Here is a 24,093-nt window from a genome sequence, read left to right on the forward strand (position 1 = left end):
TCCGCCGCGCGTCCAAGTCTGAACCTCAGTGGATCGGCGTGGCCTTCGGGGCGTGGTGGCCGGCCTCGTCGATGGTGAACCACAGGGCCCGGTCGGCCGGTGCCATGGGCGCGATGTCCGGGTCGTGCTCCAGCACCGCCTCGGCGGCATAGACCAGGTAGCCGCTGTCCTCGCCCATGGCCAGGACCCGATAGAAGGGTTGATCGCGCTGATCGGGGCCCGGCTCGTTGGCGGGTCCGGCATAGGTGGCGTCGACATCGACGACCACGCCGCGAAAGGAGTCCTCGCGGTGCCGGACGATCTGGCCGAGGCCGAATTTGGCGGTCAGGGACTGGGTCATGAACCCAATCTACGCGACGGCGCCTGACCTGGACGCTGTCCGACCTGTTCATCCTGGCGTCAGATAGGCTTGGCGCGGATCATCAACGCACACTAGGTTGTCCGCGACGGGCGCCCGTCTCGGTTGCGCCCATGCGAAGAGTTCGGCCCATGCCGGCACCCGACGGCGCGCCTCGACGGCGCGACGAACGGTCCCGGGTGCAGCGGGTATCGGGCGGGGAGACGTCGGGTCGCGACGGTCCCGTCTATGGCGCGCTGGATCTGGGGACCAACAACTGCCGCCTGCTGATCGCCCGTCCGGCGCGCGACGGCTTTCGCGTGGTCGACAGCTTCAGCCGGATCGTCCGCCTGGGCGAAGGCCTGTCGCGGACGGGTCGGCTCGACGACGCCGCCATGGACCGGGCCTATGAAGCCCTGGCCCTGTGCGCCGAACGCGTGGTCCGACGCGGAGTCGATTCGGCCCGGCTGAGCGCCGTCGCCACCCAGGCGTGTCGTCAGGCCGAGAACGGGGCCGGTTTCATCGAGCGCGTCCGGCGCGGCACGGGCCTGAACCTCCGGATCATCGACCCGGCCGAGGAGGCGCGTCTGTCGGTCGAGGGCTGTCTGAACCTGTTCGACCCCGATGCCGAGGCGGTGCTGGTCATCGACGTGGGCGGCGGCTCGACCGAACTGTCCTGGCTGCGCAAGTCCGGGGCCGAGATGAAGACCGTCGCCTGGATGTCGGCCCCCCTGGGCGTCGTCACCCTGGCCGAGCGGCATCCCGAACCCGCGATCTCCGGCGAGGCCTGGTACGAGGCCATGGTCGCCGATATGACCGCGGCCCTGGCGGTCAGCCCGTTCGAGGACGCGGAGTTCCGCCGCCTGTTCTCGAGCGGCAAGGGCCATCTGGTCGGCACCTCGGGGGCCATCACCTCCCTGGCCGGGGTCCACCTCAATCTGCGGCGCTATCAGCGCGACCGCGTCGACGGCCTGTGGATGACCCGGGCCGAGTGCGAGACGGCGGCGGAGCGGCTGAAGGCCCTGGGTCCGAAAGGCCGGGCGGCCGAGTCCTGCATCGGACCGGACCGCGCCGACCTGGTGCTGGCGGGGGCCGCGATCCTGGACGCGGTCCAGCGCGCCTGGCCCAGCGAGCGGGTGCGCGTCGCCGACCGCGGCCTGCGCGAAGGATTATTGCTTCAGCAGATGCGTCAGGCGCGCAAGCCGGTGCGGCGTCGCCGCCACCGGGGCCGGTCTCAGGCGGGCGGAGCCGGCGGCCCCGAGACCTGAACCGGCAGATCCACGTCGCAGACCGAGAAGTCGGCGCCCCGCGCCGTGCGCACGCCGTCCACCAGGGTGCGGAAGGCGGCCGACGACGCGTCCAGGATCTGGACCACCGGTCGCTCGGTCGTCGCCAGGTCCGAGGCGATCCGCACCCGCGTCATCCGGTCCGGGGCCGCCGTGACCATGCCGTTGTCGCCGTCCCCGACCTTGATCGCCCGCACCACCTCCAGCCCCGACACCACCCGGCCCCAGATCGTGTAGCGTTTGTCCAGCGCCGGATAGGGCTGGCGCATCAGGAAGAACTGGCTGTTGGCGCTGTCGTTGGCCTCGTCGCGCGCCATGCCGGCGACACCGGGGCAATAGGTGCCCCAGCCGTGCACCTTGCCGTCGGCGGTCGTCGCCATCAGGGCCGTGGGCTGGGTCTGGATCGGCAGGCTGTTGAGAAAGCCCATCGCCGACCCGGCCGGGGCCGCGACCGGGGCGAAGGGCATCTCCGGCCCGCGCCGGAAGGTGAACTCGGCCTTCAGGTCGGGATAGGGGCTCTGGCCCTCGCCCGTGCCCAGCGGATCCCCGGTCTGGGCCATGAAGCCGTCGATGACGCGGTGGAACACCAAGCCGTCAAAGAAGCCGCGCCGGGCCAGCACCCGCATGCGCTCGACATGCAACGGGGCGACGTCCGGCGTCATCTCGACCAGAATCCGTCCCCGGTTGGTGTCGATCACCAGCAGATTGTCGGCCGGCACCGTCCGCCAGTCGGTGGCGACGGCCATAGGGGCCGCGGCCGGGCCCGCGTCCTGCGCCGCCGCCGCGAAGGCCGGCGTCGCCAAAGACAGCGACAGAACCAGGGTCCGGGTCAGCGACCGGATCACGGGGCGACGACCTCGGCGACCGGCATCACGTCGCAGACGCTGAAGGCCATGCCCTTGTCCGCGCGCACCTCGGCCACATGGGCCTGGAAGGCGGCGGAGCGCGGGTCCAGCACCCGGACCGATGGCCGCTCGGCGGCGGGCGTGGCGGCGGCGGTTCGCACGCGCGTCATGGTATCGGGGTTTTCGGCGACCTTGCCGTCCGCGCTTTCCGGCCCGGCCTTCAGCGACGTGACGACCTCCAGCCCGGACAGCACCCGACCGAAGACGGTGTAGTTGCCGTTCAGCACGTCGTTGCGGGCCATCATCAGAAAGAACTGGCTGTTGGCGCTGTCCGGGCTGCCGGCGCGGGCCATGCCGACCACACCGCCGCAGAACAGGCCGGTGGCCGGCGTCTTGAAGTCCGCCGTGACCATCATCTGGGCGTCGGGCTGGGTCACCACCGGAATGGAACGGACGAAGCCGACCAGGCCCTCGCCGCCATTCGGCACCGGGGCGAACCCGGCGTCGCGTCCGCGCCGGAAGCTGAACTCCCCCGCGATGTCCGGCAGTTCGGACCCGCCGGCCCCGGTGCCCAGCGGGTCGCCGGTCTGGGCCATGAAGCCGGTCAGGACCCGGTGAAACGTCAGGCCGTCGTAGAAGCCCTGGTCCGCCAGGGTGCGGACGCGCTCGACGTGGTTGGGGGCCGCCAGGGGCTCTATCTCGACCAGCACCCGACCCTTGGACGTGTCGATGACCAGCAGGTTCTCGGGAGCCACCGTGCGCCAGTCGCCCGCGGCGGGAACGGGCGCCGGAGCGGGCGCGGTCTGGCCCACCGCCAGCGCGGGCAGGACCGACAGGGCGGCGGCGAGGGCGAAGCGGGTGAGCGTCAAGCGGGGCATCCTGGGTTAGCGTTTGACCCGGTCGCGCACGGCGGCGGCGACGGCGGGGCTGACGAAGCTGTCGATATTGCCGTCCAGCCGCGCGATCTCCTTGACCAGCCGCGAGGCGATCGCCTGGTGGCGCGGATCGGCCATCAGGAACACGGTCTCGATGTCGTCATTGAGGCGCTGGTTCATGGCCGTCATCTGGAACTCGTATTCGAAGTCCGCCACGGCCCGCAGACCGCGCACGATGACGTTGGCGTTCAGATGTTCGGCGAAATGCATGAGCAGGGTCGAGAAGGGCTGCACCTCGATGTCGGCGTCCAGCCGCGCGACCTCGGCCCGCACCATCTCGACGCGTTCGGCCGTGGTGAACAGCGGGCCCTTGTCGTCGTTCTGGGCCACGCCGATGACCAGCCGGTCCACCAGCTTCACCGCCCGTCCGATGATGTCCAGATGCCCGTTCGTGACCGGGTCGAAGGTCCCCGGATAGAGCCCGATGCGCATACGTGTGTCTCTCCCCGGCCCGGCTGATCTAGCATCCGTCCGCCGATGCGGTCCAGTCGAACAGCCCTTCCCCCGCTTGCGGGGGAAAGCGGCCCGTTGATCGCGCAGCGATCCAGGGCCGATGGGGGAAGTCGTGTTCGCTTTTGAGAAGCGAAGATTAAGTTCCCCCATCCGTCCTGTTCGAGCTGCGCTCGAAGACGGACGGCTTTCCCCCATGAAGGATGGGGGAAGGCTTATTTCAGCGGCCGCACCGTGTTGACGTGACCCATCTTGCGGCCCGGCCGGGCGTCCGACTTGCCGTACAGGTGCAGGCGCTGATCCGGCTCGGCCACGACGCCGGCCCACTGGCCGACCTCGTCGCCCAGCAGGTTGGTCATCTCGATCCGGGCGTGCGCCGCCGTGGGGCCCAGAGGCCAGCCGGCGATGGCCCGGATATGCTGTTCGAACTGGTCGCAGACGCAGCCGTCCTGGGTCCAGTGGCCGGTGTTGTGCACGCGCGGCGCGATCTCGTTGACCAACAGGTCGCCGTCTCCCAGATCGAACAGCTCGATCCCTATCACCCCGACATAGGCCAGGCCGTCCAGCACCGCCGTGGCGATGGCATGCGCGCGCCGCTCGATCGCGGGGCTGATCTCGGCCGGGGCCAGCGTCGTCCGCAGCACGCCTCCTGCGTGCCTGTTCTCGCCCAGCGGATAGACGGCGATCGTCCCGTCGCGCCCGCGCGCGGCGATGATCGACAGTTCCCGCGTGAAATCGGCCCGCGCCTCCAGGATGGCCGGCTGCCCACCCAGCGAGGCCAGGGCGGCCGCGGCCTCCTTCGCCGACCTGATCCAGACCTGGCCCTTGCCGTCGTAGCCGTCGCGTCGCGTCTTCAGCAGGGCCGGCGTCCCCAGCGTCTCCAGCCCGGCCATCAGGTCGTCCAGCCCGTCCACCGCCACGAAGTCCACCGTCGGCGCGCCCACGGCGTTCAGAAAGGTCTTCTCGTCCACCCGGTCCTGCGCCACCGCCAGGCCCGTCGGCCCCGGGGCCACCAGGGCCCCCGCCTCGGCCAGCAATTCGACCGAGGCGGCCGGCACGTTCTCGAACTCGAAGGTGACCACGTCGCAGACGTCACCGAACACGCTCAGCGCCGTCGGGTCGTCATAGGGAGCCACGATCTGGCCGCGCGACACCCGCCCGGCCGGGCTGTTCTCTTCCGGATCCAGGATGACCACGTCGAAGCCCAGCCGCGAGGCCGCCTGCGACAGCATCCGCCCCAGCTGACCGCCTCCCAGAATGCCGATCGTCGCCCCGGGAGCGAGAGGCTTGAAGTCCGCCACGGCGCTCAATCAGTCCTCGACCGTCTGATGCACGGCCTCGGTCTGGGCCTCCAGGAAGGCCTCCAGCCGCCCGGCCAGCGCCTCGTCCGACAGGGCCAGGATCTGCGCCGCCAGGATGCCCGCGTTCTTTGCCCCCGCCTCGCCGATGGCCAGGGTCGCCACCGGCACCCCGCCCGGCATCTGCACGATGGACAGCAGACTATCCATGCCCTTCAGCGCCTTGGATTCCACCGGCACCCCCAGCACCGGCAGGGGCGTCATCGACGCCGCCATGCCCGGCAGGTGCGCCGCCCCGCCGGCGCCGGCGATGATGACCTTGATCCCGGCGGCCTTGGCCCCCGTGGCGAAATCGTAAAGGCGTTTCGGGGTCCGGTGCGCCGAGACCACCCGCGCCTCCCAGGCCAGGCCCAGCCGGTCCAGCGCGTCGGCCGCGTGTTTCATGGTCGGCCAGTCCGAGCGGCTGCCCATGATGATCGCCACCGGCGGGGTCGTCGTCGTCATGATCGGGGGGCCCTTGATCGCGAAAGCGGCCGGTTACAGCACGCACGTTGCGCCCGCAACTGACGGCGTTAGCCTGTGCCGTGCGGCGGCGTCCTGAGTCGCGCGCGCCCGGAGGCACCGCCCCAGTGACCGACACGGCTGAACTGTCCATCGGGACCGATCCCCAGGCCGAGATCGCGCGCCTCCGCGCCGAGGTCGAGGCCCTGCGCATCCGGGCGGAAGCCGCCGAGGCGGCGGCCGACCACGACGTCCTGACTCCGGTCCTCAACCGGCGCGGCTTCGTCGCCGCCCTGCACCGCGCCGTGGCCTATTGCACCCGGTCCAAGGAGCCCGCCGTCCTGCTGTATCTGGACCTGGACGGGTTCAAGGGCGTCAACGACCGCCTCGGCCACGCCGCCGGCGACGCCGCCCTGGTCCGCGTCGGCCGGCTGCTGCTCGACAATGTCCGCGTCACCGACGCCGTCGGCCGCATGGGCGGCGACGAGTTCGCCCTGCTGCTGCTCAACGCCGGCCTCGAGGAAGGCCGCGAAAAGGCCCTCAGCCTGTCGGCCGCCCTGGCCGAGGTCGACTTCACCTGGGACGGCCAGTCTGCGACCCTGGGCGGCTCCTTCGGCGTCCGCGCCTTCACCGGCCAGCCCGACGTCGAGACCTGGCTCGCCGAGGCCGACGCGGCGATGTGGGTGAGGAAGCGGGGGCGGTAGCAAAGCCCTTCCCCATCCTTCATGGGGGAAAGCGGCCCGTCGATCGCGCAGCGATCCAGGGCCGATGGGGGAAGTCTCGCTTGCCTTGGCGCTGAGAAGATCAAGTTCCCCCATCCGTCCTGTTCTCGCTGCGCTCGAAGACGGACGGCTTTCCCCCGCAAGCGCGGGGGAAGGGAACCCTACGCGATGATATCCGGCAGGATCCGGCTCTCGATCTTCACGATCTCGTCGCGCAGCAGCAGCTTCTTGCGCTTCAGCCGGGCGATCAGCAGCTGGTCCGGGATCGGCATGTGCGACAGGGCCTCGATCGAGGCGTCGAGGTCCGAATGCTCCAGGCGCAAGGCCTTGACCTCGGCGTGCAGCGCCCGCTCTTCGTCGCTCAGAAAAGGTTGATCGTCGTTCATGGTGCGGCCCCGCGGACGCGGCTTATACCCCGTCGTCGCTCAGGCCGGAAGCCGTTCGGCGAGGGCGATCAGCGCCGGTCGCGGCACCACCCGGCTCCAGCCGCGCGCTACCGCCACCAGACCCTCGATCGCCGGCCGGGGCACTCCGCCCTGCACGGGCACCAGCGCCTCCAGCCCGGCCAGCAGCGACCGTTCCGCCGCCAGCTCCACCGCCTTGATCTGGTCCCGCAGCGCCAGCCGCGCCGCATCGTCGATGTCCGGCACCGGCAGTTTCAGCGTCCGCCGCATGGCCCGCAGTTGCGTGACCGCCACCGAGTCCCAGGCCCGCGCCGCGTCGCACCCGGCCTCCACCGTGTCCTCGTCCAGCGACCGCCCCGTCACCGCCGCCCAGGCCCCCCACAGCAGGAGCGGCACGTTCTGCCCGAACTGGTCCTGAAGCGTCAGACAGGCCTCCGACACGCCCTCGGCACGATAGGTCGTCAGGGCCCAGTCCCAGAGGCCCTTTGGTGCGCTATCGCTCACGACGCGGTCGCTCGCTGCTTGAGCGCCGTTGGTCATGCGTCCTCGCCTGCCGGACCCTTCAGCCCGTCCCAGCGCCGCACCGCGCCCCAGTCCAGGCCGAACAGGTCCAGCGCCCGCCCCACCGACTGGTCGACGATGTCGCCGATGGTCTCTGGCCGGGCGTAGAAGGCCGGCAGCGGCGGGGCGATGATCGCCCCCATCTCGGTCAGGGCCGTCATGGTCCGCAGATGCCCCAGGTGGAACGGCGTCTCGCGCACCATCAGCACCAGGGGCCGCCGCTCCTTCAGCACCACGTCGGCGGCGCGGGTCAGCAGGGTCGAGGTCACGCCCGTGGCGATCTCGCTCATGGTCCGCACCGAACAGGGGGCCACGATCATCCCCAACGTCCGGAACGAGCCCGAGGCGATGGTCGCCCCCACGTCGTTCAGCCTGTGCAGCACGGTGGCCTTGGCCGTCAGCTGATCCGGCGTCAGGTCGGTTTCCTGCGACAGGGTCAGCAGGGCCGCGCGGGTCACCACCAGATGGCTCTCGACCCCCAGTTCGCTCAGGGCATCCAGCACCCGCGCGCCATAGATGACGCCCGAGGCCCCCGAAATTCCCACCACCAGGCGACGAGGGTGATCCTGTACGGCTCCGTTCACATCATGGTCCATATTGGGGGTCAGGCTGAGCAGGTCCGGAGGATCTTAACGGTCCGTTGACGTCACCGAACCGTGATTTCACAGACCGCAAATCCGGGCGCTCACTGTGTGGTCCCTTAGACATGGAGGCGCAAGCCATGACCATCGAAGCTCGTATCCGCGAACTGGGAAATCGTCACCGCCAGCTGGACGAGATCATCCAGCGGGAGTTCGGACGGCCGGCCGTGGATGAGTTGCAGGTCAGGGAGCTCAAACGACGAAAGCTCCGCCTGAAGGAGGAAATCACCAGCCTGGAGGCCCGGGCTGGCTAGCCCCGGTCTCCACCCGAAAGTCGAACGGCCCCGGAGCGATCCGGGGCCGTTCTCATATCGACACCTGCCCCGGCCCGGCTCAAACGAGCCCTGACAGGGTCGGGGCCTCGGCCCCGCTGGTCGGGAAGACCCGGTCGTCCAGCGCCGCCCGGTCGACCCCCAGGTGATCGCGCAGCACGCCCTTGAACACCGAGCGCACATCCAGCGTAGGGGCCAGGTCCCGCCCCTCGAACAGACGCGGCTCGGCCAGGGTCGGCCAGTCGCCGATCATGCCGCCGGGTTTCAGCGCCCCGCCGGCCAGCAGCAGGGCCGAGCCCGTGCCATGGTCGGTGCCGGCGGTGCCGTTGGCCCGGGCGGTGCGGCCGAACTCGGTGGCGATCACCATCACCGTCCGGCTCCAGCTCTCGCCCAGACCGGTGCGCAGGCCCGACACCACCTGATCCAGCCCGGTCAGACGCGCCTGCAGCTGGCCGACCTGACGCACATGGGTGTCCCAGCCGTCGATCGACAGGGCGACGACATCGGCGCCGTCCGGCCCCGTCATCAGCCGGGCGACCGCCTGGCCCAGACCGGCGACGTCGTTGCGACCCAGGCGGGTCTCGCCGCCCGTCGCCATGGCCTGGGCCTCCGTCTGCAGGCCCGCCGCCAGATTGCCGGCCAGCAGGGGGTCCTCGACGTAGAGGTCCTGCAGAAGGGAGGCGAGCCGATCCTCGGCGCCGGTCCTGCCGCCCGGCGACCAGCTGGACGTCGGCGACGCCCCGCGCAGGATCAGGGGGGTCTGCGCCCCGATCGAAAGGCCCTTCAGCCCGCCGGTGGCCGCCAGCGCCCGGTTCAGCCAGCCGTCGGTCTGCGACCTCAGCCCCTCCCCGCCGTTCTCCAGAACATCCTGGGCGTCGAAATGGGAGCGGACGCGGACCGGGATGGCGACCGCCGGGGCGAACCGCATCTGGCCCTGGCCATGCAGGGCGTGCAGCCCGGCCAGGGCGGGGTGCAGGCCGAACCCGTCGGACAGGGCCAGGCTGTCCTCGATCGCCAGGGCGGCGCGCAGGGGGCGATAGTCGGGGTCGTTGGTCGGCACCACGACGGACAGCCCGTCCATGGCCCCCCGGGCGATGACGACCACCAGCTTGTTTCTGGGACCGGCGGCGCTCTGCGCCCCGGCCCGCCCGGCGAAGGCCAGGCTGACGCCGGCGGCCGAAGCCCCCAGCAGAAGACGACGGGTGAGATCGAGGGAACGGGTCATCGGCGCTGGAACTCCGGCGACATGAGGAACAGGGTGAGGGCTTCGGGGCGGCTCTCGGCCCGGGCCACGGCCAGGCGGGTCCGCTCGCCCAGACGCGGCCCCAGGGCGGACAGGGCGACGTCGCTGGGGCCGACGTCCGGAACCAGGGCGGCCGCCGTCCGCGCCCAGTCCAGCCGCTTGACCAGGGCATCGGGCCCCGCCCAGTCGGCGGCGGTGTCCGGCCAACCCTCGGGCGAGGGCGGGCTCAGGGGCACCTGACCCATCGCGACCAGGGCCTGACGCAGGGGTTGCGGCTGACGGGGCTCGCTGCCGAAGGCGCGATGGGCCGAGACGACGAACTCATAGGGGGTCTTGATCTTGGCCGGCGCGGGCCCCCAGGCCTCGGGGGCCGCGACGAGGGCGCGCGCGACCCCCGCCAGGTCGCCGCCGGAGGTCGTCCACGCCCGCTCCAGCGCCGTCACCAGCCCCGGCGGCGGGTCATCGGCGACGAAATGGACGGCGATCTTGCGCGCCAGACGACGTCCGGTCTCCGGGTGGTTGGCCAGGTCCTTCAGGATCGCCTCGCCCTGCCCGAGACCGGTCTCCGGATAGGGCCGGCCGAGCACCGTCCGCGCGCCGGGCTCATGCACCGCCGGGCGGTAGACGAAGCCGTTGCGCCCCGCTGCCACCGCACCAACGCGCGCCCGGCCCCGGCCCGGCCCGGCACCCGCGCCGTCCCGCGGCGCCGGGATCGACCAGCCGGTCAGGGCGCGCGCGAACTCCGTCACATCGGCCTGGCTGTAGCCGGCCGCCGACCCCACGGTGTGCAGCTCCAGGATCTCGCGGGCCAGGTTCTCGTTCAGCCCGGCGTTGCGCCGCTGCCCCGCGAGGCTGTTCGGCCCGATCGACTGGGCCTGGTCCAGGTACAGCAGCATGGCCGGATGCTGTTCGGCCGCCAGGGTCAGGGTCTCGAACCGTCCGAACACATGCGGGCGGATCGCCTCGCGCTCATAGGCGTCCAGAAAGATCGCCGACTGGAACTTGGTCGCCGACGCGGTGAAGTGATTGGCCCAGAACAGGGCCCAGCGCTCGGCGAACCCGTCGGGTGTCGTGGCCCCCAGCCGCGCCCGCGCCAGAAAGGCCGCGTTGGCGGTCCGGGTCAGGGCCTGACGGCTTTCACGACGCGGATCGGCCGGTGAGGGCTCCGCCGGCCCCTGCATCGCCATGCCCTCCAGCGCCTCCGGCGCCTCGGGCTGCGACGCGGCCCCGGCCTCGCGCCGGGGGATGCGCCGATCCTGGCTGACCTGGCGATAGGCCAGATAGGCCCGCACCTGATCGTCCGACGAGGGGAAGGGCCCCTCGGCGACCGGCGCGCCCGACGGCCGGATCTGCGCCTCCAGCCACCCGCGCGGGTCAGCGCCGACACGGTCGATCTCGCCCGGCCGCGCGCCCATCCCGAACCGCGTCACGGCGATGGCGGCGTTCAGGGTCTTGGAGTCCTGCGACATGTCTCGTGTCCGATCTGCGCCCCGCCTCCTCCAACGGCGCGCCTTCCGGAATCCGTCGCCCGCCCGGATCAGGCGATGCTCCCCGGACCCATGGAGGGAGCCGCCATCGGGCTCACCGACGACCGCTAGCGGCCGGTGCGATCGCCCCGTCTGTGCACCGTGCCATCCTTCGACAGGGCCTCGAACGACGGCTTGTCGATGTTCCGGAACTCGCCGGTCCGGTCCCAGTCCCAGTCGAACGAGACCCGCTCGCCCTTGTGGGCGAACTTGCCGGACCAGTGGGCGAAGAACGAATATTTGTCGCCGCCGATGATGATCACGTGCCGATGCAGCGCGGTCTCGTTGCCGTCCGGTCGGGGGGGTTCCTCGAGATAGGTATTGTAGGCGTGGAAGCCCGATTTCTCGATCCGCATGGTCAGTTCGACACGTGCCGGGCGTGAAACTCGGTCCGCCAGGCCTCGAACCGGCCTTGGGTGATCGCATGGCGCATGGCCGCCGTCAGGGCCTGGTAGAAGGCGATGTTGTGCCAGCTCAGCAGGGTCTTGCCCAGGATCTCGTCGGCCCGGATCAGGTGGTGCAGATAGGCCTTGGACGTCTGCGACGACGCCGGACAGTCGATCGTCGGGTCCAGCGGCGTCCGGTCCTCGGCGAATTTCGCGTTCTTCAGATTGATCGGCCCGTCCCAGGTCCAGGCCTGGCCATGCCGCCCCGCCCGCGTCGGCAGCACGCAGTCGAACATGTCGACGCCGCGCCACACCGCCTCGACCAGGTCGACCGGCTTGCCCACCCCCATCAGATAGCGCGGCCGGTCGGCGGGCAGCATGTCGGGCGCATAGTCCAGCACCTCGCACATGGCCGCATGCCCCTCCCCCACCGCCAGGCCGCCGATGGCATAGCCGTCGAAGCCGATCTCGATCAGCCGCTCGGACGACTCGCGGCGGAGGTTCTCGAACGTCGAGCCCTGCTGGATGCCGAACAGGCCCTGCGTCTCCCGCGTCCCGAACGCCGCCTTGGACCGCGCGCCCCAGCGGGCCGACAGCTCCATCGCCGCACGGGCGCGCGGCTCCTCGGCCGGCCAGGCGACGCATTCGTCCAGCTGCATGGAGATGTCGGCCCCGATCCGGTCGGCCTGGATCTCGATCGACCGCTCGGGCGACAGCACGTGTTTGGACCCGTCGATATGGCTGGAGAAGGTCACCGCCTCCTCCTTCACCTTGGAGATCCCGGCCAGGGACATGACCTGGAACCCGCCCGAATCGGTCAGGATCGGCTTGTCCCACCCCATGAAGGCGTGCAGCCCGCCCAGCCGCTCCATCCGCTCGGGCCCCGGGCGCAGCATCAGGTGATAGGTGTTGCCCAGGATGATGTCGGCCCCGGTCGCCTTGACCTGGTCCACGCTCATCGCCTTGACCGTCGCCGCCGTGCCCACGGGCATGAAGGCGGGGGTCCGGATGTCGCCGCGCGCCGTGGTCAGCACCCCGGTGCGGGCGCGACCTTCGGTCGCCGTCAGGGTGAAGGGAAAGGGCAAGGCGGGCGGCTCCGGCAAAGGGGGCGCATATAGGCCTGGCGCTCGGGCCTGGAAAGCGGGCGCGACCATCCCAGCTTCGCAGCGCCGAAGGCAAACCATCTGACGCTGTGCGTGCACCGGTTCATCACAACGAGCACAACGCAAGGCACAGCGGGAGCCCGTTTGCGGATGCAACGACGTCCTCGCCGTGTTCGTTGTGCCTCGCCGTGTCCGCTGTGATGAAACGCCGCGCGCTCCCGCGCGCTTGGACATGCATAAAACTTCACAAATTCAATGCGCTAGCAATCCGTCCTCCCGCCTTGACCTTCTCGCCCCTCGCCTATAGGTTCCGCGCCGAATTCAGACCCCGTCGGGGCCCGCAAATCCATGCGTGGCCGAGCCGGGGTCGAACGTCAAAAAAAGCCCATGTCCCTGCCCCCGGAATCGCGCGAAGAGGCGATCAAACGCCTCACCGAAAGCGCATCCGCTCTGGAGGCGAGGACCACCCGCGAGTTTTCTCAGGAGACGGCGGGTCATGCGGCGGCCAGTGAGGCGTGGCGGATCATCGCCGACCTTCTGGGCGGCGTGTTCGTCGGGCTGGCGCTCGGAGCCGTGGTGGATTGGTACTTCAAGACCAATCCCTGGGGTTTGATCGGCGGGGTCCTTCTGGGCTTCGCCATTTCGATTTGGATGGCCTGGCGCACCGCTCAGCGGATCATGGCCAAGGCGAAGGCAGGCGGAGCGGAACCGAAGTCGGTGCCCTTCGACGAGGATGAAGAAGACTGACGCATGGCTGATCCGATCCACCAGTTCCAGGTCGTGCCTCTGGTCGATTTCGGCCAGGTCACCCTGCCGTTCATCGGCACCCAGCAGATCGCCTTCACCAATTCGCACCTGGCGATGACGATCGCCTTCGTGGCCGTGGTCCTGTTCCTGCAGGTCGTGACCGCCGGGGCCAAGGTCGTCCCGGGCCGGCTCCAGGCCGTGGGCGAACAGATGTTCGGCATGATCGACGGCGTCACCGACTCCATCATCGGCCATGAGGGCCGCAAATATTTCCCCTTCGTCTTCACCCTGTTCACCCTGATCCTGGGCATGAACCTGCTGGGCATGTTCCTGTCCTTCACCGCCACCTCGCAGCTGGCCGTGACCATGACCTTCGCCCTGCTGACCATCCTGCTGGTCGTCGGCATCGGCATCGGCAAGCACGGGCTGAAGTTCTTCCTGCTGTTCTGGCCGTCCAGCGCGCCCCTGGTGCTGCGCCCCGTGGTCGGCGCGATCGAGTTCCTGTCCTTCCTGCTCCGCCCGGTGACCCTGGCGCTGCGTCTGTTCGGCAACATGCTGGGCGGCCACGTGGCGCTGAAGATCTTCGCCGGCTTCGTCGTCAGCCTGGGGGCCATGGCCTTCGCCGGCGAGGGCCTGGGCCTGTTCGCCCTGCCGATCGCGGCCCTGTCGATGACCATGGTCGTCGCCCTGACCGCCCTGGAGTTCCTCGTGGCCTTCCTGCAGGCCTTCGTGTTCGCCGTTTTGGCCGCCATCTATCTCAATGATGTGGTCAACCTGGGCCATGGCCACTAAGGCCGGTCCCAGTCCTTTCACCCCAACCCTGAACCCCTCAGAAAACTAGGAATATAATCATGGAAGCTGAAGCCGCCAAGTACATCGGCGCCGGCCTGGCCACCCTCGGCATGATCGGCTCCGCCATCGGCGTGGGCAACATCTTCGCCAACTTCCTCAACGGGGCCCTGCGCAACCCGTCGGCCGCTGGCTCGCAAGTCGGCAACCTGTTCGTGGGCGCGGCTCTGGCCGAAGCCCTGGGCATCCTGGCCTTCGTGCTCGGCATCCTGATCCTCAACGCCTAAGACTTTCTAGGCGTCACAGCGGCGACGTCCCCGGAAACGGGGGCGTCGCCTCTTTGCTGAAACTTCGAAGACGGACACCATGGCCGAGCCCACCACCACCGAAACGCACGGCGAGACCCACGCCTCGACCGAAGCCGCGTCGGGCGGCCTGCCCCAGTTCGACACCACCGTCTGGGCCGGACAGATCGTCTATCTGCTGATCCTGTTCTTCGCCCTCTACCTGCTGATTTCCAAGGTCTTCGCCCCCCGCATCCGTCGCGTGATGGATGAGCGCGAGGGCTCGATCGGCACCGCCATCGCCACCGCCCGCCAGGTCCAGGCCGAGGCCGCCGAACAGGCCGCCGCCGCCAAGGCCGAGGTCGACAAGGCCCGCGCCGACGCTCGCGCCGCCTCCGTCGCCGCCAAGGCCCGGATCACCGAAGAGACCAACCGCCGCGCCGCCGAGGAAGAGGCCGTCGTCAACGCCCGCATCGCCGAGGCCGAGACCGCCATCGCCCGCACCCGCGACGCCGCCATGACCAATGTCGCCACGATCGCCTCCGACACCGCCCGCGCGATCGTCGAACGCCTGACCGGCGTGGCCGCGACCCAGGCCGAGGCCGACGCCGCCACGGCCCAGGCCCGCACCGGAGGAGCCGTCTGATGGAATTCTTCAACTCGCATCTCTACGACTTCGCCAACCCCGAGCTGTGGGTTGCCATCGGTCTGGGCATCTTCTTCGCCATCCTGGCCTTCGTCGGCGTGCCGAAACTGGTCGCGGGCACGCTCGACGCCAAGGCCGCCAAGATCCAGGGCGAGCTGGACGAGGCCCAGCGTCTGCGCGCCGAGGCCGAGGCCCTGCTGACCCAGATCCGCGCCGAGAAGGCCGCCGCCGACATCCAGGCGCGCGACATGCTGGCCGCCGCCGAGGCCGACGCCCGCATCCTGGAAACGGAAGCCAAGGCCAAGCTGGAAGAGACCCTGGCCCGTCGCCAGGCCCTGGCCGAACGCCGCATCGCCTCGGCCGAGGCCCAGGCCTCCGCCGACGTCAAGGCCGCCGCCGCCGACGTCGCCGCCCAGGCCGCCGAGACCATCCTGGCCGCCCGCCTGGCCGGCCAGGGGTCCGACCCCCTCCTCGACGCCGCCATCGGCCAGATCGGCACCCGTCTGAACTAATTCCACGGTCGGGCCCGGGCACCCCGCGCGCCCGGTGCCAAGCCGCGCTGGGAACACGCCGGCCGCCGCGTCGGTCGACGCACGGTCATCCGCGCCGGTGAGACAATAGAGCGCACCCACTCGCTTCTTAATCGGCGACTCACCGCGATCTGCGCGTCTGGTGGATCGGACCCCCTCGCGGGTCCGACGACCAGCCAAAGGACGCGCTCCCGTGAGTTTTCTTTCCAAGCCGCCCGCCCACCAGGGCGTTGGGCATCGAAGCGCGGAAGCCGCTCTGATGAGCGGCGCCGCCGAACAGATCGAGCTGATCTCCTTCGAGATCGGCGAACAGGAATACTGCATCGACGTTCGGTCGGTGCGTGAGATCCGCGGCTGGAGCCCGACCACGGCCATGCCTCAGACGCCCGACTACATGCTGGGCGTCATCAACCTGCGCGGCACGGTGATCCCCGTGCTGGACCTGCGCTGCCGCCTCGGTCTGGGCCCGACCGAGCCCTCGGCGCGCCATGTCATCGTGGTGATCGAGCACGACGCCCGGACGGCCGGGCTTCTGGTCGATGCCGTGCAGGAAACCTTCCAGGTCGACGCCGGCCTGCTGCAGGCGGCCCCCACCATGGGCGGTTCCCCCCAGGACCGGCTGGTCGACGCCGTCATCCCGCTCGAGCACCGGATGCTGAGCCGGCTCGTCGTCGGTTCCCTGTTCCCGGCCGAGGTGCTCCAGGTGTTCGAGGCGCTCGAGCCGGCTTAGGCGATGGAACGGCCAGGGTTCGGCCGTTCCTCCGACCTCAGTGCGCGGGCATCGTCCCGGCCAGGCTGCGCATCGCCCGCTTCTCGCGGCCGAGCAGCCGGGCGTGGACATTGCCCAGCACGATCCCGAACACGGCGTGGCTGACCAGCATCCAGCCGACCAGACCGAACCCGCCCGTGCCGCTGAACGTCCGGTAGCTGCCGAACAGGAAGACCGCGACCATCAGGGCCGACCAGGCCCCGACGGCGAAGATGATGCCCCGGCTTTCGGGCGTGGCTCCCGGAAGCCTCTGGTAGAGCAGGCCGAAAAGGCCGCCGAGCACCACCGTCCCCGCCACCAGATGGAGGCCCCAGCCCAGCATCAGATTGTCCGGTTGACCGATCAGGGCGGCGAGAAAGAGGGGGAACGGCTCGACCCAGGGGCCGGCGAACAGATTGACCGCCTCGATCAGCGAGACGGCGACGGTGGCGGCGAAACCCGCGACCATGCCCTTTTGTACGCGTGACATCATGACCTTAGCGCCTCCCAACGCATTGATGGTTCTTTGATAACGCAAGGGCAGGATACGCCTGTTCGGCGACGAATTCACCGACCGCCGTTCACATTGGCGTGCTTCGCAACTGCGGAAGAACCGCCTTTTGAGTCAGACGCGCCCGGGATCACCTGGGGCCCCCGCCCGTTGAACCGAGCAGACGTAAGGAACGCCCATGGGACAGATGATCGACGGACGGTGGCACGCGGGGGAAGCCACCGAAGCCAGCAAGGGCGGCGACTTCAAGCGGCAGGACAGCGGCTTCCGCGACTGGATCACCGCGGACGGCGCGCCCGGTCCCGAGGGCCGGCCGGCGGTCCGCGCCGAGGCCGACCGGTTCCACCTCTACATCAGCCACGCCTGCCCCTGGGCGCACCGCACCCTGATCGTCCGCGCGCTCAAACACCTGGAGCCCCTGCTGCCGGTCTCCGTGGTCCACCCCCTGATGCGGGACGACGGCTGGACCTTCCAGACGGACGACGAGTCGACCGGCGACCTCGAAAACGGCTTCGACTTCCTGTGGCAGGTCTACGCCCGGGCGCGACCGGACTACTCCGGCAAGGTGACCGTTCCGGTGCTGTGGGACCGAAAGGACGGCCGGATCGTCAACAATGAGTCATCGGAAATCCTCCGCATCCTCAACCGGGCCTTCGACGGTCTGGGCGCGACGGATCTGGATCTGTATCCGCTGATGCTCAGGGTCGAGATCGATCGGGTCAATGCGCGCGTCTATGACGCCGTCAACAACGGGGTCTACAAGGCCGGGTTCGCGACGACGCAGCAGGCCTATGAGGCCGCCGTGTTCCCCCTGTTCGAAGCGCTCGACGGGCTGGAAACACAGCTGACCCCCGCCGACTGGCTGGTCGGCGACCGGATGACCGAGGCCGACATCCGCCTGTTCACCACCCTGATCCGCTTCGACGCCGTCTATGCCACCCATTTCAAATGCAACCTGCGCCGCATCGCCGACTACCCGGCCCTGTCGCGGTTCCTGAAGCGCATGATGGACATCCCCGCCATCGCCGGCACCGTCCACTTCGGCCCGATCAAGACCCACTATTACGCCAGCCACCGCGATCTCAACCCGTCGGGGATCGTCCCCGCCGGCCCGATCCCGCCCTGGGGCCGCCCGGACGCCTGATCGGCTTGGAGAAAACGGGGCGGGGCAGATCCCGTCGTCCTCCGCTGCGGGCCACCTGAGACTAGGCTGAGGCAGAGAGCGCCGGGTCATCCTGGCTGGCCAGAACCCGGCTCATGGCCTCGAACAACTGGTGGGCGTCGATGGGTTTGGTGACGATGCCGTCCATGCCCGCGCTTCGGTACTCGGCCTGCTGATGCTCCATCGCATTGGCGGTCACCGCGAGGATCGGCGTCCGGTCCCGCAGGGTCGCGCGCTCACCGGAACGAATGGCACGGGTCGCGGCCACGCCGTCCATCTCGGGCATCTGAATGTCCATGAGGATCAGATCCCAGGACTGTTCGTCCCAGAACTGAACCGCCAGGGCTCCGTTCTCGACGATCGTCAGCTCGACGCCCGTCTGTTCCAGCAGCGCTTTCAGGACGAGTTGGTTGACCGCGTTGTCTTCGGCGGCGAGCACCCTGATCGTGTCCTCGACAAGCGCCTCAACGGACGATCCCGCCTCGGCGATCTGCGGCTGCCGGACCGGGACAGCCGCCATCGGCAGGATGACGGTGAACACGGCGCCGTTGGCGGGCGCACTCTGCACGGAGATGGAGCCCCCCATCAGCTCCACCAGTTCCTTGCAGATCGAAAGACCCAGTCCGGACCCTCCGAAGCGCCGGGTGGTCGAGGCGTCGGCCTGCACGAACCGGCCGAACACGTCGCCGATGCGATCCTGCGCGATGCCGACGCCGGTATCGGCCACGCGGAACGACAGCTGATCGTCACCATGCGCGATGTCGATCCGCACATGGCCGCGCTCGGTGAATTTGATGGCGTTCGAGACGAGGTTGCCGAGAATCTGTCGCAGTCGCAGGGCGTCGCCGCGGAGCGCGCCATCCGTGTCGGCCTGGACGGCTAGGTCCAGGCGAATGCCTTTCGCCAGGGCGGCACCTTCGAGACCTGCGATCACTTCACCGGCCAGCCGGCGGATATCGAGATCGCCGAGTTCGAGCTCAACCCTTCCCGCTTCGATGCGGGACAGATCAAGCAGGTTGTTGAGCAACCCAAGCAGGATCTTTCCCGAATCCTTAAGGACCTTGAGCCGCTCCGACTGCGCTTGGCTGAGATCCCCGGCCTCCATGGCCTGCGCCATCCCTAGGACGCCGTTGAGGGGCGTCCGGATTTCGTGGCTCATCACCGCCAGAAACTCCGATTTCGCCGTATTGGCGGCTTCGGCGCGCTCGAGGGCGACCTGCAACGCCTCGGCTGCACGGTGGCGATCCGACGCGTCACGGATCATCAGGCTGAGCCCGATTGCGTTGCCGTCCAACCAGTCGGCCGCCGTGATCTCTAGCATCAGAGAGCGTCCGTCCTTGTGGACGGCGGTGGTCTCGCAGGTTCGCTGATCAGTCAGGGCGGCCAAAGTCGACGCGTCGATGAAATCGACGGCTCGGCCGACGGCCTCGACCGCGGCGTACCCGAACAGCGCTTCCGCCGCCGGATTCCAGAAGATGATGCGCTGATCCGAGTCGAGACTGACGATGGCATCGCCCGTAGCGGCGAGGATGCCTGCGCTCATCAGTTCCATCCGACGGCCGGCCAGCTGGTTTCCGACCAGCGTCGCCAGACGGGTCAGGATGCCGGCGGTGTGCGCGTCGTGCGGTCGGGGCGTTTCGTCGTTCAGGCAAAGCGTGCCGACCTTGTACCCGCCGACGATGATCGGAGCGCCGGCGTAGAAGTTCAGTTGTTTGGGCCCGGTGACCAGGGGATTGTCCCAGAAGCGGTCGTCCAGGCGCGAGTCCTCCACCCACATCACATCGTCTTGCAGGATGGTGTGCGAGCAGAAGGAGACGTCCCGCTGGGATTCACCCAGCCCGCCGCCGCTGCAGGACTTCAGCCATTTCCGCTCGCCGTCGATCATGGCGATCATGGCGACCTTTACCCCTGTAAGCGCACGGGCGAGGTCCGTGATCTCATCGAAGAAGGCCTCGGGCGAGGTATCGAGGATCCGAAGACTCTCTAGCGCCTCCAGCCGTGCGGCTTCCTCAGATGGACGGGACGCGATAATCATGCTGGCTTCCTGAGCGCACCGCGTTGATGCCACCCAAAAGTTTCATCGCGCTTAAAGCGACAATCTTTAGTGCCGCGTCAATACGGCGCGTCGAACGGATACTGTTTGTGCGAAGTCGAACACAGCAGGGTCCATTTTCAGCGCGCGACATTGTTAACGGGTGCCAACCACGTTTGGGCCGTTGATATGCTGATGTCTTGTCTGGTCCTGCCGAAAAGCCTCGGCCGGCGCTGGGGAGACGTCCGAAACCGGGATGATCACCAGCCGGCCGCCACCTCGGCGGACCGAATGAATGTTCCCCGGGGGCTTGTCCCCTCCCCCTTGCGCGCGCAAGGGCAGGCAGATGAGCGTGACCGAAAGGCCCTATTCCGAGCTGGAGTACACCGCCGGCTACTATCACGAGCTCGGCCCGGCCCATCTGGCCTTCTGCGCCCTGGTGGCCGGCATCGATCGGCCCGCCCCGGCCCAGCCGGTCTATCTCGAGCTCGGCATGGGTCAGGGCGTGTCGCTGGCGGCGCATGCGGCGGCCAATGACGGGGACTTCTGGGGCGTCGACCTCAACCCCGCCCACGTCGCCAACGCCCGCGCCCTGGCCGAGGCCGTGGCCACGCCCCTGACCCTGGTCGAGGCGTCCTTCGCCGATTTCGCCGCCCGGACCGACCTTCCCCTGTTCGACGTCATCACCCTGCACGGCGTCTGGAGCTGGGTCTCGGACGCCAGCCGTCGCTCCATCGTCGAGATCCTGCGCGACCGGCTGGCCCCGGGCGGCGTGGTCTACGTCAGTTACAACTGTCAGCCGGGCTGGGCCTCGCGCGGCCCGGTCCGCCACCTGATGAAGCTGGGCCACGCCGCCAGCCCTCCGGGCGATCCCGAGGCCCGCGTCCGCTCCGCCCTCGCCTTCGCCGAGGAGGTCGCCGCCGCCGACGGCCGCTTCTTCGCCGACAACCGGCCGGCGGCCAGCCATCTGGCCTCCCTGCGCAAGACCACGCCCCAGTATCTTGGCCACGAATATCTGAACGCCGACTGGCACATCCCCTGGTTCTCCGACGTGGCGGAGGCGATGGCCGGGGCGGATCTGGCGTTCGTGAGTTCCGCCCGCCTGCTGGACCGGGTCAACGCCCTCCAGCTGCCACCGGCCGGGGTGGCCCTGATGGACCGCGAGACCGATCCGGTCCGGCGCGAGTCGATCCGCGACTTCCTGGTCAATCAGCAGTTCCGCCCCGACGTCTTCGTCCGCCCGGCCCCCCGGCTGTCGGACGCCGACCGCACGGCGCGGTTCGAGGCCCAGGCCTTCGGCCTGATCTGCGGCCTGGACGAGATCGATTTCCAGCTGACCGGGGCCCAGGGCGACCTGCTCCTGCCCGAGGCGACCTACCGTCCGATCGCCCTGGCCCTGGCCGCCGACGGCTTCGTCGCGAAAACCGGCGCCGAGGTCATGGCCGCCCCCGGCGTCTCATCGCTCCGGCGCGGCGACGTGATCGCGGCCCTGATCAATCTGGTGGGCATGGGCGTCGTGCGACCCGCCCAGCCCTTTTCGACCGAGGCGCGCCACCGCTGCGACGCCTACAACCGCCTGGTGCTCGACCGGGCCCTGACCGGACCGCATCTGATGCATCTTGCCTCCCCCGTCACGGGCGGGGCCGTCCTCACCCCCCGCTCGACCCAGCTGTTCCTGCGCGCCTGGACGGCCGGCGACCGCACGCCCCAGGCCATCGCCCGCTCGGTCTGGACGGTCTTCCAGACGACCGGGGAACGCGCCGTCGCCAGGGGCCAGACCCTGACGTCGGAAGACGACAATCTCGACGCCCTCGGCCCCATGGCCCAGCGGTTCCTCGACCAGACCCTGCCGCTGTTCCGCGCCCTGGCGATCGTCTGAACCGGTGGGGTAGAGGCGCGGGGGAAGCGGACGGTGCTGACGTCCGCTAAAGGGTGGGAAGCGGACGTTGGCTAGGCCGTCCGATAGATAGCATGCGGCTTTGATGCGAAGGTGTGGGGTGATGGCAAGAAAATACTCAGCCTTGATCACCCTGACGCTGCTGCTTCTAGCCGCGAGCGGCGCTCCGTTCTCTAATCGCGTGCCCGCCATCGTCATTCCGACCTATACGGGCGTCGACGATCCAGAGATTGCTGGCGCGGCATCAATCCCTAACATCGAGACGCTGGACGCTGCCCTGAGCGGGGATTGGCGGGGCCGACCCATTGGACTTCTCGCCGCGACGAGTGAGGGATGGGCGTGGACCATACCGGGCCTGAGTTGCGACAGTTCCAAGGATGAGTTCGTCCAGGTTATTCTAGACGGCGACGCCATCGTCGTTAACCGGGCTCTTATGGAGGCCATCAATCAACACAACAACAGGCTAGAAGTGCGCGGAGCCTTGGACGATGAACTAGGCTGCAAGCCGATGCAGACCATCTTTTGAGAACCTAGCCCATGTCTGAAACGGGTCGATGTGCGAAGTGCGCACCCCACCCCAAAGCAGACACTCTCGGTCGCCGGCTGGGAGCAGACAGCCCGCCCGACACCCGACCCGCCGCTGCGTCCGCTTTTGACGTAACGGCGTGTCAGGCTCCCGCCATGAGCCAACCCTACCGCAAACGGTCGCCCGAGACCTGGACCGCCGCCCGCGGCGCCTATCTCGGCGGCCTGACCGCCGAAGAGGTCTGCGCCCGCTTCGACCTGGGCGAATCCGCCTTTCACAAGCGCAAGCGCGAGGAGGGCTGGCGGCGGGCCGATCAGGACGATCCGCCCCCCGAAGACCCGGCCCCCGACGACGACCTGCCCGACATCGACGACGCGGCCCTGGCCGACCTCGCCTTTCGCCGGATGAGCGTGGAGGCGCGCCGCGGCCGTCTGAACCGCGCCCTGGCCTGGGGTCGGCTGCGCGACATGGCCCTGCGCCAGATCGCCGACCGCGCCCGGCTCGAGGCCCGGATCGCCCAGGCCGCCTCGCGCGCCTCGATCGACAGACTGAACGAGATCAACGCCACCGCCCGCTCGATCGTCCACTCGGCCCGCGTCGTCGGCCACGTCGCCGACCTGGCCGAGCACCCGCCTTCAGCGCGAGAAGTGCAGGAAGTCCAGGATGTGCAGTCGGTTTCGCCCCTGTCCCGCGCCGAACGCTGCCGCCAAGCCGCCCGGGCCCGCAAGACCGGCCCGCCGTGAGCCCCGGGGCCGCCCCAGGCCTCCTCCCCTAGCCGAACCGGACCCCCAGCATCGCCTCCGTCGCATCCCACAGCCGCGCCGCCGCCGCCGCGTCGAGGGCCTGCGGTTCGGCCTTGGCCGGTCCCGGCGGCCCCTTCAGCTCCTGCATCCGCGTCGGCCCGACATAGGCCCCGCCGGCCACGGACGGGTCCGTCGCCGCCATCAGGATCGGCAGGGCCCCCGCTGCCGCCGAATGGCTGACCAGGGGCTCGATCAAGGGCCGGAAGATCAGGTTCAGACCGGCCCGGGCGATCGGGGACTTCACCAGCGGCCCGTTGGCGATCAGCCCGGTCCGCGCATAGCCCGGATGCGCCGCGACGCTGGTCAGGCCCCATCCGCCAGCCGTGCTGCGCCGGTCCAGCTCCAGAGCGAACATCAGCATGGCCAGTTTGGACTGGGCATAGACGGGCCAGGCCCTGTAGCCCGTGGTGTAGTTCAGATCGTCGAACCGGACCCGGCCCTGCCGGTGGGCGATGCTGGACAGCTGGACCACCCGCGCCCGCCCGGCGCTCAGCAGGGGCAGCAGCCGCGCGGTCAGGGCGAAATGGCCCAGATAGTTGGTGGCCAGCTGCCGCTCGAACCCATCAATGGTGACCTCGCGGGTCGGCAGCGCCATGACCCCGGCATTGTTGACCAGAACGTCGATCGCCCGCCCCTGGGACAGCAACCGGTCGGCGCAGGCATTCACCGAGGCCTGGTCCGCCAGATCCAGCGCCTCGAACCTGAGCTTGGCTCCGGGCACGGCCGCGAGGATCCGCCGGATGGCGTCCTCGGCCCGCGCGGCACTGCGCGTGGCCAGCACCACCTCCGCCCCCTTGCGCGCCAGTTCCAGCGCCGTCTCGAACCCGGTGCCGCTGTTGGCCCCCGTGACGATGGCGAGCTTGCCGGTCAGATCGGGAATGTCATCGGTCGTGAAAAAGGCCATGCCG

The 24,093-nt window shown here is 69.4% G+C and carries 29 protein-coding genes; 13 read left to right on the plus strand and 16 right to left on the minus strand.

Annotation, left to right across the window (positions count from 1 at the left end):
- Positions 1-25: 25 nt before the first annotated feature.
- A complete protein-coding gene (gene hspQ / locus BZG35_RS13265; RefSeq protein ID WP_077356149.1) occupies positions 26-340 on the minus strand; it encodes a heat shock protein HspQ in 315 nt (104 codons plus the stop codon).
- Positions 341-489: 149 nt separating this feature from the next.
- On the opposite strand from hspQ, the gene BZG35_RS13270 reads away from it, so the two are divergent.
- Positions 490-1,605, plus strand: a complete 1,116-nt coding sequence (locus BZG35_RS13270) for a Ppx/GppA phosphatase family protein (RefSeq protein WP_077356151.1) — start codon at positions 490-492, stop codon at positions 1,603-1,605.
- Here the strand turns inward: BZG35_RS13270 and BZG35_RS13275 are convergent.
- The 5 genes from BZG35_RS13275 to purE all read right to left on the minus strand — a co-directional run bounded on the left by BZG35_RS13275 (position 1,572) and on the right by purE (position 5,655).
- Positions 1,572-2,465 carry a peptidylprolyl isomerase gene (locus tag BZG35_RS13275; RefSeq protein ID WP_150126147.1) on the minus strand — a complete coding sequence of 298 codons (894 nt, stop codon included), beginning with the start codon at positions 2,463-2,465 and terminating at the stop codon, positions 1,572-1,574. The genes BZG35_RS13270 and BZG35_RS13275 overlap by 34 nt on opposite strands.
- Entirely contained in the window at positions 2,465-3,346 is an 882-nt protein-coding gene (locus BZG35_RS13280; RefSeq protein WP_150126037.1) for a peptidylprolyl isomerase, read from the minus strand. Before BZG35_RS13280 ends, BZG35_RS13275 begins: the two co-directional genes overlap by 1 nt.
- Before the next feature lie 6 nt (positions 3,347-3,352).
- Positions 3,353-3,835, minus strand: a complete 483-nt coding sequence (coaD, locus tag BZG35_RS13285; protein ID WP_077356155.1) for a pantetheine-phosphate adenylyltransferase — start codon at positions 3,833-3,835, stop codon at positions 3,353-3,355.
- Positions 3,836-4,068: 233 nt separating this feature from the next.
- Complete coding sequence (locus tag BZG35_RS13290; RefSeq protein WP_077358137.1) at positions 4,069-5,154, minus strand: 5-(carboxyamino)imidazole ribonucleotide synthase; 1,086 nt, start codon at positions 5,152-5,154, stop codon at positions 4,069-4,071.
- 9 nt (positions 5,155-5,163) lie between these two features.
- Complete coding sequence (gene purE, locus BZG35_RS13295) at positions 5,164-5,655, minus strand: 5-(carboxyamino)imidazole ribonucleotide mutase (protein ID WP_077356157.1); 492 nt, start codon at positions 5,653-5,655, stop codon at positions 5,164-5,166.
- 125 nt (positions 5,656-5,780) lie between these two features.
- On the opposite strand from purE, the gene BZG35_RS13300 reads away from it, so the two are divergent.
- Positions 5,781-6,356, plus strand: a complete 576-nt coding sequence (locus BZG35_RS13300) for a GGDEF domain-containing protein (protein ID WP_077356159.1) — start codon at positions 5,781-5,783, stop codon at positions 6,354-6,356.
- A gap of 179 nt (positions 6,357-6,535) precedes the next feature.
- Here BZG35_RS13300 and BZG35_RS13305 read toward each other — a convergent pair whose 3' ends face one another.
- Genes BZG35_RS13305 through BZG35_RS13315 form a run of 3 tightly spaced genes read right to left on the minus strand, consistent with a single transcriptional unit; the run spans position 6,536 to position 7,935 of the window.
- The gene (locus tag BZG35_RS13305; RefSeq protein WP_077356161.1) at positions 6,536-6,760 is read right to left on the minus strand and encodes a YdcH family protein; all 225 of its coding nucleotides are present in this window, start codon (positions 6,758-6,760) and stop codon (positions 6,536-6,538) included.
- A 39-nt stretch (positions 6,761-6,799) separates the two neighbouring features.
- The gene (locus BZG35_RS13310) at positions 6,800-7,318 is read right to left on the minus strand and encodes a TIGR02444 family protein (RefSeq protein WP_077356163.1); all 519 of its coding nucleotides are present in this window, start codon (positions 7,316-7,318) and stop codon (positions 6,800-6,802) included.
- Positions 7,315-7,935, minus strand: a complete 621-nt coding sequence (locus BZG35_RS13315) for a UbiX family flavin prenyltransferase (protein WP_077356165.1) — start codon at positions 7,933-7,935, stop codon at positions 7,315-7,317. Before BZG35_RS13315 ends, BZG35_RS13310 begins: the two co-directional genes overlap by 4 nt.
- Before the next feature lie 125 nt (positions 7,936-8,060).
- On the opposite strand from BZG35_RS13315, the gene BZG35_RS13320 reads away from it, so the two are divergent.
- On the plus strand, positions 8,061-8,234 hold the full coding sequence (locus BZG35_RS13320; RefSeq protein ID WP_077358139.1) for a YdcH family protein: 174 nt from the start codon (positions 8,061-8,063) through the stop codon (positions 8,232-8,234).
- Between the two features lie 79 nt (positions 8,235-8,313).
- On the opposite strand, the gene BZG35_RS13325 is transcribed toward BZG35_RS13320, so the two are convergent.
- The 4 genes from BZG35_RS13325 to tgt all read right to left on the minus strand — a co-directional run bounded on the left by BZG35_RS13325 (position 8,314) and on the right by tgt (position 12,492).
- Positions 8,314-9,477 (minus strand): DUF1501 domain-containing protein, encoded by a 1,164-nt coding sequence (locus BZG35_RS13325; protein WP_077356167.1) that lies wholly within the window; start codon positions 9,475-9,477, stop codon positions 8,314-8,316.
- Positions 9,474-10,964, minus strand: coding sequence for a DUF1800 family protein (locus BZG35_RS13330; protein ID WP_077356169.1), 1,491 nt, complete (start codon positions 10,962-10,964; stop codon positions 9,474-9,476). The genes BZG35_RS13325 and BZG35_RS13330 overlap by 4 nt, the downstream gene beginning before the upstream one ends.
- Positions 10,965-11,089: 125 nt before the next feature.
- The gene (locus BZG35_RS13335) at positions 11,090-11,377 is read right to left on the minus strand and encodes a hypothetical protein (protein ID WP_077356171.1); all 288 of its coding nucleotides are present in this window, start codon (positions 11,375-11,377) and stop codon (positions 11,090-11,092) included.
- 2 nt (positions 11,378-11,379) lie between these two features.
- Positions 11,380-12,492, minus strand: a complete 1,113-nt coding sequence (gene tgt, locus BZG35_RS13340) for a tRNA guanosine(34) transglycosylase Tgt (RefSeq protein ID WP_077356173.1) — start codon at positions 12,490-12,492, stop codon at positions 11,380-11,382.
- Positions 12,493-12,897: 405 nt separating this feature from the next.
- Here tgt and BZG35_RS13345 point away from each other — a divergent pair, with 405 nt between their 5' ends.
- The 6 genes from BZG35_RS13345 to BZG35_RS13370 all read left to right on the plus strand — a co-directional run bounded on the left by BZG35_RS13345 (position 12,898) and on the right by BZG35_RS13370 (position 16,236).
- Complete coding sequence (locus tag BZG35_RS13345; protein WP_077356175.1) at positions 12,898-13,257, plus strand: AtpZ/AtpI family protein; 360 nt, start codon at positions 12,898-12,900, stop codon at positions 13,255-13,257.
- 3 nt (positions 13,258-13,260) lie between these two features.
- Positions 13,261-14,049, plus strand: coding sequence for a F0F1 ATP synthase subunit A (locus BZG35_RS13350; RefSeq protein ID WP_077356176.1), 789 nt, complete (start codon positions 13,261-13,263; stop codon positions 14,047-14,049).
- Positions 14,050-14,108: 59 nt separating this feature from the next.
- Positions 14,109-14,333, plus strand: coding sequence for a F0F1 ATP synthase subunit C (locus BZG35_RS13355; RefSeq protein ID WP_077356178.1), 225 nt, complete (start codon positions 14,109-14,111; stop codon positions 14,331-14,333).
- 79 nt (positions 14,334-14,412) lie between these two features.
- Entirely contained in the window at positions 14,413-14,976 is a 564-nt protein-coding gene (locus BZG35_RS13360) for a hypothetical protein (protein ID WP_077356180.1), read from the plus strand.
- Entirely contained in the window at positions 14,976-15,488 is a 513-nt protein-coding gene (locus BZG35_RS13365) for a F0F1 ATP synthase subunit B (RefSeq protein ID WP_077356182.1), read from the plus strand. Before BZG35_RS13360 ends, BZG35_RS13365 begins: the two co-directional genes overlap by 1 nt.
- Positions 15,489-15,765: 277 nt before the next feature.
- Positions 15,766-16,236 carry a chemotaxis protein CheW gene (locus tag BZG35_RS13370; RefSeq protein ID WP_077356184.1) on the plus strand — a complete coding sequence of 157 codons (471 nt, stop codon included), beginning with the start codon at positions 15,766-15,768 and terminating at the stop codon, positions 16,234-16,236.
- A 37-nt stretch (positions 16,237-16,273) separates the two neighbouring features.
- Here BZG35_RS13370 and BZG35_RS13375 read toward each other — a convergent pair whose 3' ends face one another.
- Positions 16,274-16,744: a DUF6789 family protein gene (locus tag BZG35_RS13375; RefSeq protein ID WP_253189174.1), complete on the minus strand. Its 471-nt coding sequence runs from the start codon at positions 16,742-16,744 to the stop codon at positions 16,274-16,276.
- Between the two features lie 199 nt (positions 16,745-16,943).
- Here BZG35_RS13375 and BZG35_RS13380 point away from each other — a divergent pair, with 199 nt between their 5' ends.
- Positions 16,944-17,909, plus strand: coding sequence for a glutathione S-transferase family protein (locus BZG35_RS13380; protein WP_077356188.1), 966 nt, complete (start codon positions 16,944-16,946; stop codon positions 17,907-17,909).
- Positions 17,910-17,970: 61 nt separating this feature from the next.
- Here BZG35_RS13380 and BZG35_RS13385 read toward each other — a convergent pair whose 3' ends face one another.
- Positions 17,971-19,962 (minus strand): ATP-binding protein, encoded by a 1,992-nt coding sequence (locus tag BZG35_RS13385; RefSeq protein WP_077356190.1) that lies wholly within the window; start codon positions 19,960-19,962, stop codon positions 17,971-17,973.
- A gap of 343 nt (positions 19,963-20,305) precedes the next feature.
- Between BZG35_RS13385 and BZG35_RS13390 the strand changes: the two genes are divergently transcribed.
- The 3 genes from BZG35_RS13390 (at position 20,306) to BZG35_RS13400 (ending at position 23,125) form a co-directional block, all read left to right on the plus strand.
- Positions 20,306-21,838: a class I SAM-dependent methyltransferase gene (locus BZG35_RS13390; protein WP_171981958.1), complete on the plus strand. Its 1,533-nt coding sequence runs from the start codon at positions 20,306-20,308 to the stop codon at positions 21,836-21,838.
- Between the two features lie 142 nt (positions 21,839-21,980).
- A complete protein-coding gene (locus BZG35_RS13395; protein WP_077356195.1) occupies positions 21,981-22,382 on the plus strand; it encodes a hypothetical protein in 402 nt (133 codons plus the stop codon).
- A gap of 155 nt (positions 22,383-22,537) precedes the next feature.
- A complete protein-coding gene (locus tag BZG35_RS13400; RefSeq protein ID WP_077356197.1) occupies positions 22,538-23,125 on the plus strand; it encodes a hypothetical protein in 588 nt (195 codons plus the stop codon).
- Between the two features lie 28 nt (positions 23,126-23,153).
- On the opposite strand, the gene BZG35_RS13405 is transcribed toward BZG35_RS13400, so the two are convergent.
- Positions 23,154-24,089, minus strand: a complete 936-nt coding sequence (locus tag BZG35_RS13405) for an SDR family oxidoreductase (protein ID WP_077356199.1) — start codon at positions 24,087-24,089, stop codon at positions 23,154-23,156.
- Positions 24,090-24,093 lie beyond the last annotated feature (4 nt).

The organism is Brevundimonas sp. LM2 (genome assembly GCF_002002865.1).
Classification (GTDB): domain Bacteria; phylum Pseudomonadota; class Alphaproteobacteria; order Caulobacterales; family Caulobacteraceae; genus Brevundimonas.

Coding starts and splice junctions, on each gene's coding strand:
- BZG35_RS13310 (WP_077356163.1), bottom strand. CDS start 7,318: ATGACCAACGGCGCTCAAGCAGCGAGCGACCGCGTCGTGAGCGATAGC.
- BZG35_RS13405 (WP_077356199.1), bottom strand. CDS start 24,089: ATGGCCTTTTTCACGACCGATGACATTCCCGATCTGACCGGCAAGCTC.
- BZG35_RS13375 (WP_253189174.1), bottom strand. CDS start 16,744: ATGTCACGCGTACAAAAGGGCATGGTCGCGGGTTTCGCCGCCACCGTC.
- BZG35_RS13320 (WP_077358139.1), top strand. CDS start 8,061: ATGACCATCGAAGCTCGTATCCGCGAACTGGGAAATCGTCACCGCCAG.
- BZG35_RS13360 (WP_077356180.1), top strand. CDS start 14,413: ATGGCCGAGCCCACCACCACCGAAACGCACGGCGAGACCCACGCCTCG.
- BZG35_RS13305 (WP_077356161.1), bottom strand. CDS start 6,760: ATGAACGACGATCAACCTTTTCTGAGCGACGAAGAGCGGGCGCTGCAC.
- BZG35_RS13325 (WP_077356167.1), bottom strand. CDS start 9,477: ATGACCCGTTCCCTCGATCTCACCCGTCGTCTTCTGCTGGGGGCTTCG.
- BZG35_RS13385 (WP_077356190.1), bottom strand. CDS start 19,962: ATGATTATCGCGTCCCGTCCATCTGAGGAAGCCGCACGGCTGGAGGCG.
- BZG35_RS13380 (WP_077356188.1), top strand. CDS start 16,944: ATGGGACAGATGATCGACGGACGGTGGCACGCGGGGGAAGCCACCGAA.
- BZG35_RS13390 (WP_171981958.1), top strand. CDS start 20,306: ATGAGCGTGACCGAAAGGCCCTATTCCGAGCTGGAGTACACCGCCGGC.
- BZG35_RS13355 (WP_077356178.1), top strand. CDS start 14,109: ATGGAAGCTGAAGCCGCCAAGTACATCGGCGCCGGCCTGGCCACCCTC.
- coaD (WP_077356155.1), bottom strand. CDS start 3,835: ATGCGCATCGGGCTCTATCCGGGGACCTTCGACCCGGTCACGAACGGG.
- BZG35_RS13280 (WP_150126037.1), bottom strand. CDS start 3,346: ATGCCCCGCTTGACGCTCACCCGCTTCGCCCTCGCCGCCGCCCTGTCG.
- purE (WP_077356157.1), bottom strand. CDS start 5,655: ATGACGACGACGACCCCGCCGGTGGCGATCATCATGGGCAGCCGCTCG.
- BZG35_RS13270 (WP_077356151.1), top strand. CDS start 490: ATGCCGGCACCCGACGGCGCGCCTCGACGGCGCGACGAACGGTCCCGG.
- BZG35_RS13345 (WP_077356175.1), top strand. CDS start 12,898: ATGTCCCTGCCCCCGGAATCGCGCGAAGAGGCGATCAAACGCCTCACC.
- BZG35_RS13315 (WP_077356165.1), bottom strand. CDS start 7,935: ATGGACCATGATGTGAACGGAGCCGTACAGGATCACCCTCGTCGCCTG.
- hspQ (WP_077356149.1), bottom strand. CDS start 340: ATGACCCAGTCCCTGACCGCCAAATTCGGCCTCGGCCAGATCGTCCGG.
- BZG35_RS13335 (WP_077356171.1), bottom strand. CDS start 11,377: ATGCGGATCGAGAAATCGGGCTTCCACGCCTACAATACCTATCTCGAG.
- BZG35_RS13365 (WP_077356182.1), top strand. CDS start 14,976: ATGGAATTCTTCAACTCGCATCTCTACGACTTCGCCAACCCCGAGCTG.
- BZG35_RS13350 (WP_077356176.1), top strand. CDS start 13,261: ATGGCTGATCCGATCCACCAGTTCCAGGTCGTGCCTCTGGTCGATTTC.
- BZG35_RS13400 (WP_077356197.1), top strand. CDS start 22,538: ATGAGCCAACCCTACCGCAAACGGTCGCCCGAGACCTGGACCGCCGCC.
- BZG35_RS13330 (WP_077356169.1), bottom strand. CDS start 10,964: ATGTCGCAGGACTCCAAGACCCTGAACGCCGCCATCGCCGTGACGCGG.
- BZG35_RS13370 (WP_077356184.1), top strand. CDS start 15,766: ATGAGCGGCGCCGCCGAACAGATCGAGCTGATCTCCTTCGAGATCGGC.